Origin of the sequence: Actinomyces sp. HMSC08A09 (assembly GCF_001807465.1) — a bacterium.
GTDB lineage: Bacteria > Actinomycetota > Actinomycetes > Actinomycetales > Actinomycetaceae > Actinomyces > Actinomyces oris.
This window is the reverse complement of the sequence record NZ_KV789124.1, coordinates 1-6,767: the sequence shown is the minus strand read 5'-3', so window position 1 is coordinate 6,767 and position 6,767 is coordinate 1. Positions and strand designations below refer to the sequence as shown.

Here is a 6,767-nt window from a genome sequence, read left to right as displayed (position 1 = left end):
GACTGGAATTCGGTCCCCGGCGGCGTCGATAGTCCCCGTTGGTACTGGAATGTCCCCGACGGCACAGGGTGTGTCCTGGTGGGGGCGTTCTGCGCGGCAGGGGACGTTCTGCGCGGCTGGGTGCGTGTCGTCCCGGGCGGGGACAGGGCGCGCGTTGGGGGACTGGAATTCGGTCCCCGGCGGCGTCGATTGTCCCCGGCGGTACTGGAATGTCCCCGCGGGTGCAGGTGTGTCCCCGACGGCGCAGAATGTCCCTAATATCCCTGTCCACGGCAGGAAGGAGAAGGCATGACTGCCCAGAGCCACCATGACTCGGCTGATGGTTCTGCCGATGACCTCGCCGAGGGTGCCCGCACTGACTCCTGCGGGTGTGCGCATGCGGATGTCGGGGCCACAGACCCGGTTACTGACCCGGCACCCAAGGACGGGGCGGCCGCTGGGGCCGGCGGCGCTCAAGGGGAGGAGGAAACGGCGCCCGTCTCACCCGGACGCCTGGAGGCCTTCAGTGACGGGGTCATCGCCATCGCGATCACCCTGCTGAGCCTGGAGATCAAGCTGCCCGACGGCGGCGGGAGCCTCCTGCACTCCGTGGCCTCCCTGTGGCCCAGCTACGTGGGCTTCGTCCTCAGCTTCCTCCTGGTGGGGCAGGTCTGGCTCAACCATCACGCCATCTTCGTGCGGGTGCGCAGCGTCGACCAGTGGATGCTCATCTGCAACCTCTTCCTTCTGCTCGACGTCGCCTTCCTTCCCTTCGCCACCTCGGTCCTCACCCGGTCCCTGGAGTCCGGCCACGACGAGCGCACGGGCGCCGTCTTCTACGGGATGGTCATGGTGGTCGGCGGCTTGTTCTTCAACGCCCTGTGGCGGGCCTCCATCCGGGACCGTGGCCGCCTGCGAGCAGGGGTCTCCGAGGCGGAGGTGCGCTCCATGACCCGGCGCTTCGCGATGGGGCCGTGGCTCTACTCACTGGCCGCGCTGCTGGGGATGGTCAGCGCCTGGCTGAGCGTGGTCACCTACGTGGCCCTCATCGTCTTCTACATGGTCGGCCACCGGCCTCGGCGGGTCAGCCCAGCAGGAGGCTGAGGGTGACGTACACGCCGGTGCCGCCGATGAGTGACAGCCCGATGGAGCGCCGCCACAGGTGCAGGCCCGCCGTCGCCCCGATCCCGCCGGCGGCCGGCAGCCAGCTCGACGGCGACAGGCTCACCCCACCCAGCGTGTAGGCCACCAGGACGATCATGACCCCCAGCGGCATCGCCCGGGACAGGAAGGCCAGCACCGCACTGTCCTGACGCCCGCGCAGCAGCACGAAGGGCACGATCCGGCACACGAAGGTGATGACGGCGACGACCACGACGGCGACTGCGATCTGCGAGTTGGTGAGCATCAGCTGTCCCTCCGCCCGGGCTCCGGCGCGCTCGCCCCGGGGCGGCGGCCGCGCCAGGCGTACAGCCCCACCAGGCCGACGGCGAGGATCACCAGCGCGGTCAGCAGTGCCGCCGAACCACCGATCACCAGGCCGACCCCTCCGGCCACCAGCCCCACGCACAGCACCCCGATATCGGGATGATTGCGCCAGTTCTCAATGGCCAGGACCACGAACAGGGACGTGAGCACGAAGCCGAGCAGCTCGATGCGCTCACCCGCCACGGAGGCCAACGCCGTGCCGGCCAGTGCCCCGACGGTCGTGCCCGACACCCAGGAGGCGTGGCTGATCGCCTCCACGCCCACCAGGTAGCGCCCGCTCATGGCCCGCCGGTCACGCGCCGCCAACAGCGCGTAGACCTCGTCGGTGATCGCGTGGACGGCGTAGAGGCGCGTGAGCGCCCTGCCACGCACCCGCTCCAGGGGGAAGCCCAGCCCATAGAAGACGTGCCGGCCCGAGACGAAACCGGTGGACAGGGCGATGGCCGCCAGCGGCTCGCCACCACCGGCCAGCGGCACCAGCAGCATCTGCATGGTCCCGGAGTAGATGACCAGGCTCCACACCGGCGCCCACCACCAGGCCAGGCCCTCGGCGACCAGCAGCATCCCGGCCGCCAGCCCCAGCGTCACGTATCCGACGACGATGGGCACCGCGTCCCGGGCCGCATCGGCGAGGGTCTGCATCCGCCGAGCCGACGGCGCTCCTGCCTCGTCGGCCCCGGAAGACGTTGGGGTGGTGTCGGGATCAGTCACGCGGGCCGCGGCCCTCGTCCTGCGTGCGCTGCCCGGACCGGCGAGCCACGTGGCCGACGACGGCGACCATGATCGTCAGCACGCCCATGAGGATGAAGCGGCCCGAGAGGCCGTCGTCCATGACGTAGGTGGACAGGGCCTTGCCCAGGTCGGAGTGGGCCTGAAGCCGATTGACCGTGGGTCCCAGGATCGACTTGGTGACCCCCGGCATGAGGATGAAGGGCAGGCCGATGACTGTGCTGAGGGCACCGACGACGAAGGCCCCCAGCGAGGAGCGCGAGATCATGAACAGGGCGGCGGCGCAGGCCGCGGTCCCACCCAGGATCTCCAGCGCGCCCATCGGGGAGGCAGCCGAGGGCCAGGCCGAGGGGTTGCCGCCGGTCAGGGTGGCGGCGCCGTCGTGCACGAGGAACCAGGCCAGAGGGAACAGGACGACGGCGACGAGCACCCCGGCCCAGTGGGTCTCGACGCGCGACCCCGGGGCGCTCAGCACGCTGGCGCCCTTGAGGAGGATCGCGTCGTCCTCCTCTTCGGCACCGGTCATGGCCATGGCGGCCTGCCGGGCACGCGAACGGCCGCGCTCCTCCGGGTCGTCGCTCTGACCGGCGTCGGCGCTCGCGGACAGGCCCCGCCCGGCGGGGGCGGCTGCGAACCAGTCGGGCGTCTGCTGCGGGGAGGGGGCCGACGGCGAGGCTGCCGGGGTCGGGCGGTAGTCCCGGGCGCTCGTGGGGGCGGGTGCAGGCTGGGTAGAGGGGGTCGCCTGGGTTGAGGGGGCTCGCTCGGGTTGCGGCGCCGCCTGCACCGGGGAGGGGGCCGGTGTGCTGGCAGGCACCTCGGGGCGGTCACTGGAGTGCTCGATGTACGGGGAGGCGGCGGCCCGGGGGGCTGCTCCCAGCCCCGCGCCCATCCCTTCCGTTGAGGCGGTGGGGGCCGGGGTGCCGGAGGAGAAGGCGGGGTGGGCGGAGGGCGCCGACCCGGTGGAACGCGCCGAGGGGGCGCTGGCGGCGGAGCCCGTCCGGGCCAGCTGAGCCGCGGGGGTCGCCGGCCAGGACGGGGCCGAGGGACGGTTGTCCGCCGCGGCGTTCACCGGCGCTGCCGCCTCCGGCTCGGCCGGTGACGTCGATGCGGGCACCGATGGCGCCGAGGTCGCTGATGGCGCTGACGCCGGCTCCTGCGGCTCGGCCCCGGGCCGGCTCGATGAGGCGGGCTCCGGCGAGTCCGCTGACGGCGCGGAGGGAGCCGCGAAGGCCGCCGAGACGGCGGGGGCCTCGATGGGCGCGAAGCCGTCATCGGTGTTGTCGACGTCCTCGACGTCCTCGACGGCGGCTGCGTCGGTCGTGTCGGTGGGCGTCTGGGAGCCGGAGATCGGCGGGACCGGCCTCCAGGGCTGCGCGGTGGGGGCTGTCGAGAAGGGCGCCGAGGCGGGTGCCGAGGCGGTGGCCGGCTGCGCAGCCTCCTCGGCAACGTTCTCAAGAACCTTCTTGGCACTGTCCTCGGAGTCCTCGTCGGCACCGGATGCCTGCTCGGTCTCGCCGGCCTCGTCGGATTCCGCGTCGTGCTCGCCGTCGAAGCCATCGATGTCGTCGACGTCGGTGTTGTCAGTGTCGTCCAGGCTGACGGCGGCATCCGCGGTGCTGGTTGCGGTGGAGGGGGTCGGCGGGGTGGCCTCCGCGATCCCGTTCGAGGATCGGGCCGCACCGGTGGCCACCGAGACGGGTACGGCCCTCACGGCCGGGGAGCCGGTCACGGGGGTGGGGATCGCCGGGGTCTCGGGGGTGCGGTCGTCGTCCACGTCCTGGCTGGCGAGGTCATCGCCCTCGGCTGAGTCCTCGATGTCCTCGACGTCGTCGAACGCCTTGAAGTCCTCAACCTCGATGCGGCCCTCCGACACTGAGGCGGTCTCGGCGGTCTCGGTCACGGAGGCGTGTCCCTGCGCGACCGCGGCCTCTGTGGTTGCAGGCGCGGTGGCGGCCGCTGTCGTCGGTCGGTCGGCCGGCCGACTGAGGGGCTCGGCGTTGACCGTCGGGGCCGGCGCCTCGGCCTCGTCATCCACATCGTCCACCGGGGCGGGCGACGATGCTTCCGGGGCGGTGACGGCCGAGCTGGCAGAGACCGTGGAACCGGTGAGGACTGCCGCAGGCTCAGGAGCCGTGGTCGTCGTGGCCTCGACGGCGACCGGTGTCTGTTCATCGTCCACCTCGTCGCCCACCTCGCCGGGCTCCGACGACGGCGGAATCGACGGCGGCATCCCGGCGGCCTCAGCGGTCCTGACCGCCGGCGCGACGGCCTCGTCGCTGCGCGTCACGGTCTCGGATGGCGTTGGAGCTGCCTGAGCGCCCGCGGCAGTGGTCTCAGCGGACTCAGCGGCCGCGGCAGCCTGGCTCCCGGCCGCAGGGAAGGACGCCTGCTCGCGGAGGTTGAGGGTGTCGCCCCCGTCGTCAGTGGCCTCGGCCCCCTTCTCTCCAGCCCCGTCGTGGTCTGCGTCATCGACCGTATCGACGGTATCGGCGTCGTTGGTGTCGGTGCCTGCACCGGCCGCAGCGGCCTTGCCGGCCTGGGCGGCCGTTGCCTGAGGCGCGGGGGAGGAGGACTGGGAGCCCCGGTTGGCCTTGCCGATGAAGCTCGCGAGGTAGGGCGAGGCGGCGGGCTGATCGGTCGGGTTGGCCGTCACCTCTTCTGAACGCTGGTCCGTGGCCTGTGTCCGCGCGGTGGGCGTCGACGTCGTTGGGGAGGACGGGGCGGCGTCGTCGGAGGCGAGGGGCGCCTGCGGTGTGGTGCGGTCTGTGTTGTCGGTGCTCACGAGGTCTCCTTACGCATGCACACGGTAGTAGGAGGGGGATGCCGGATGGGGCCGGTCATCTCCAGGACACGAATTCGGGCATGGGCCCCTCAGACGCCGGAACGCAGCCTGGCCAGTGCGTTGGCACGGCCCTGCCGGCGAGCCACATGTGCTCCCCAGCCGATCGCCATGAGCTCGATGCCGATGGCGGCGAGCACGACGGCGTTCGGGCCGTGCGGCAGGAGCCTGGAGACCAGGTGGCCGCCAGGGATCATACCGTTACTGAGCGTGGGCACCGCCGCAAGCACGAGAACCGGGCCGATGACGCGCGCGCCGAGGGTGGAGCGGGCCGTCGAGGCGCCGGCCGCGGCCAGGGCCAGGAGGGAGACGAGGACGGCTGCGATCAGCAGCGGCCCGGTCTGGACACCGGGGGCGACTGCCCGCAGGTAGGTGCGGGGCAGTAGAAAGGCCGCCAGCGCCAGCCCGGCGATGACCCAGGGCAGGGACAGGAGGTGGTCGCGGCGGCGCGAGGGCGGCGGCGTCGGAGTGGAGCCCACGGTCCGGTCGGCCTCGGTGAGGCGGAAGGCGGCGTGCCCCTGGGCCTGGCCGGCGCGGCGGGCCTGGCGCATCCCCCAGGAGCCACCCAGCCACAGTCCCGCCAGGGTGAGCATGAAACCGGTGCTGACGAGCCGCTGCAGCCAGGGCTCAGTCAAGGAGGCTGCGTGAATGGGGGCCAGGAAGACCATCGACTGGGCGGTCAGTGCGGTCAGTCCGGTGACGAGCGCGCCCAGCGAGGAGCGGCTGGCGAACAGCACGGCGGCGGCGGCGGACAGCATGAGGAGGGCGCCGAGCAGCAGGCCGGTGCGCAGGATCGAGGTCTGGTCGGCGGCCAGGCCCAGCAGGGCGGAGGCGCCCAGGGAGAAGAGGACTCCGACGACGGCGGTGAGCACGTAGTCGGGGCGGCGACTGCGCGGTGGCCGACCCGATGCGCCAGGGGTCGCGGGCGGCGGGCCGGAGCCCGGTGCGTCATGGGAGGGGGAGTCACTCACCTGATCGAGTCTAGGGGGTGCGCTCGCCTCGTGCTGGTTTCCTCGGGATACGGGGCTAGGGGGTGCCTGAGGGCGTCTGTGGCCGGCGATGACCGTGGTGTGCCACAGTGGGGGCGTGGTGCGAATGTCTGTGGGGATCGGTTCGTCGGAGCCCAGGGGACCCAGGAGGGCCGGGAGGCCCGTGGCGCGGGGCGTGACGGGTCGAGCCGGCATGCCGACCGAAGGGTTGAATGTTGGTGGGGTCGGCGCAGGTGCGCGGGCCGGGGCGGCCACCGACGGCGCCCCCTCGCCCGAGGATCCGGCGCTGGAGGCGCTCAGGGCCGTGGCCGCCGATGAGCGAGTGCGCGCCGCCGAGGCTGCGGTGCGTGAGGCCTGCTCCGAGCTGCGCTGGAACGAGGCCCTGCGACGCCGGTGGCGCGAGGCCCGCGCCGAGGCCGCGATCCGGGGCGCCATCGCCTCGGGCGGCGTCGAGGGCGCGGTGGTCTCCGCTGAGGTCCTGCGCGAGCAGGTGGTCGCCGGCTCCCTCACCCAGGCCGCCACCGGAGACCCGGGCCTGGACGCCGTGGCCGGGCTGTGGCGCGCCGGGACCCGCCTGGTCGGCTGGATGCCGGACCTGGTGGGCCGGGGACGGCCGGTGGTGCCCCCGGCGCGCTCGCTGCTGGCGGCGCTGCACCGCGACGTCGTCGGCCCCCTGGCGGCCGGCGGCCGGGTGGGCCTGGGGGAGGTCGGTGTGCCGCGCGCCGGGCAGGCGCCCGCCCGGG

General features: G+C 73.2%; 5 protein-coding genes and 1 pseudogene. 2 read left to right on the top strand and 4 right to left on the bottom strand.

Translation table 11 applies throughout. The features are described 5' to 3' along the window. Positions 1 to 288: 288 nt before the first annotated feature. Positions 289 to 1,083: a TMEM175 family protein gene (locus HMPREF3165_RS07220; RefSeq protein ID WP_070511958.1), complete on the top strand. Its 795-nt coding sequence runs from the start codon at positions 289 to 291 to the stop codon at positions 1,081 to 1,083. On the opposite strand, the gene HMPREF3165_RS07215 is transcribed toward HMPREF3165_RS07220, so the two are convergent. The 4 genes from HMPREF3165_RS07215 to HMPREF3165_RS07200 all read right to left on the bottom strand — a co-directional run bounded on the left by HMPREF3165_RS07215 (position 1,064) and on the right by HMPREF3165_RS07200 (position 6,006). Then, positions 1,064 to 1,387: a branched-chain amino acid transporter permease gene (locus tag HMPREF3165_RS07215; protein ID WP_070511954.1), complete on the bottom strand. Its 324-nt coding sequence runs from the start codon at positions 1,385 to 1,387 to the stop codon at positions 1,064 to 1,066. The two genes, HMPREF3165_RS07220 and HMPREF3165_RS07215, sit on opposite strands and share 20 nt — an antisense overlap. Beyond that, the gene (locus tag HMPREF3165_RS07210; RefSeq protein ID WP_070511951.1) at positions 1,387 to 2,109 is read right to left on the bottom strand and encodes an AzlC family ABC transporter permease; all 723 of its coding nucleotides are present in this window, start codon (positions 2,107 to 2,109) and stop codon (positions 1,387 to 1,389) included. The genes HMPREF3165_RS07215 and HMPREF3165_RS07210 overlap by 1 nt, the downstream gene beginning before the upstream one ends. Positions 2,110 to 2,170: 61 nt before the next feature. Beyond that, positions 2,171 to 4,978, bottom strand: a complete 2,808-nt coding sequence (locus HMPREF3165_RS13800) for a hypothetical protein (protein WP_256275204.1) — start codon at positions 4,976 to 4,978, stop codon at positions 2,171 to 2,173. A gap of 89 nt (positions 4,979 to 5,067) precedes the next feature. Next, positions 5,068 to 6,006, bottom strand: coding sequence for a hypothetical protein (locus tag HMPREF3165_RS07200; protein ID WP_233431597.1), 939 nt, complete (start codon positions 6,004 to 6,006; stop codon positions 5,068 to 5,070). 193 nt (positions 6,007 to 6,199) lie between these two features. Here HMPREF3165_RS07200 and HMPREF3165_RS07195 point away from each other — a divergent pair. Beyond that, a pseudogene (locus tag HMPREF3165_RS07195) lies at positions 6,200 to 6,767 on the top strand (cell filamentation protein Fic); the annotation flags it as partial.

Coding starts and splice junctions, on each gene's coding strand:
- HMPREF3165_RS07220 (WP_070511958.1), top strand. CDS start 289: ATGACTGCCCAGAGCCACCATGACTCGGCTGATGGTTCTGCCGATGAC.
- HMPREF3165_RS07210 (WP_070511951.1), bottom strand. CDS start 2,109: ATGCAGACCCTCGCCGATGCGGCCCGGGACGCGGTGCCCATCGTCGTC.
- HMPREF3165_RS07215 (WP_070511954.1), bottom strand. CDS start 1,387: ATGCTCACCAACTCGCAGATCGCAGTCGCCGTCGTGGTCGTCGCCGTC.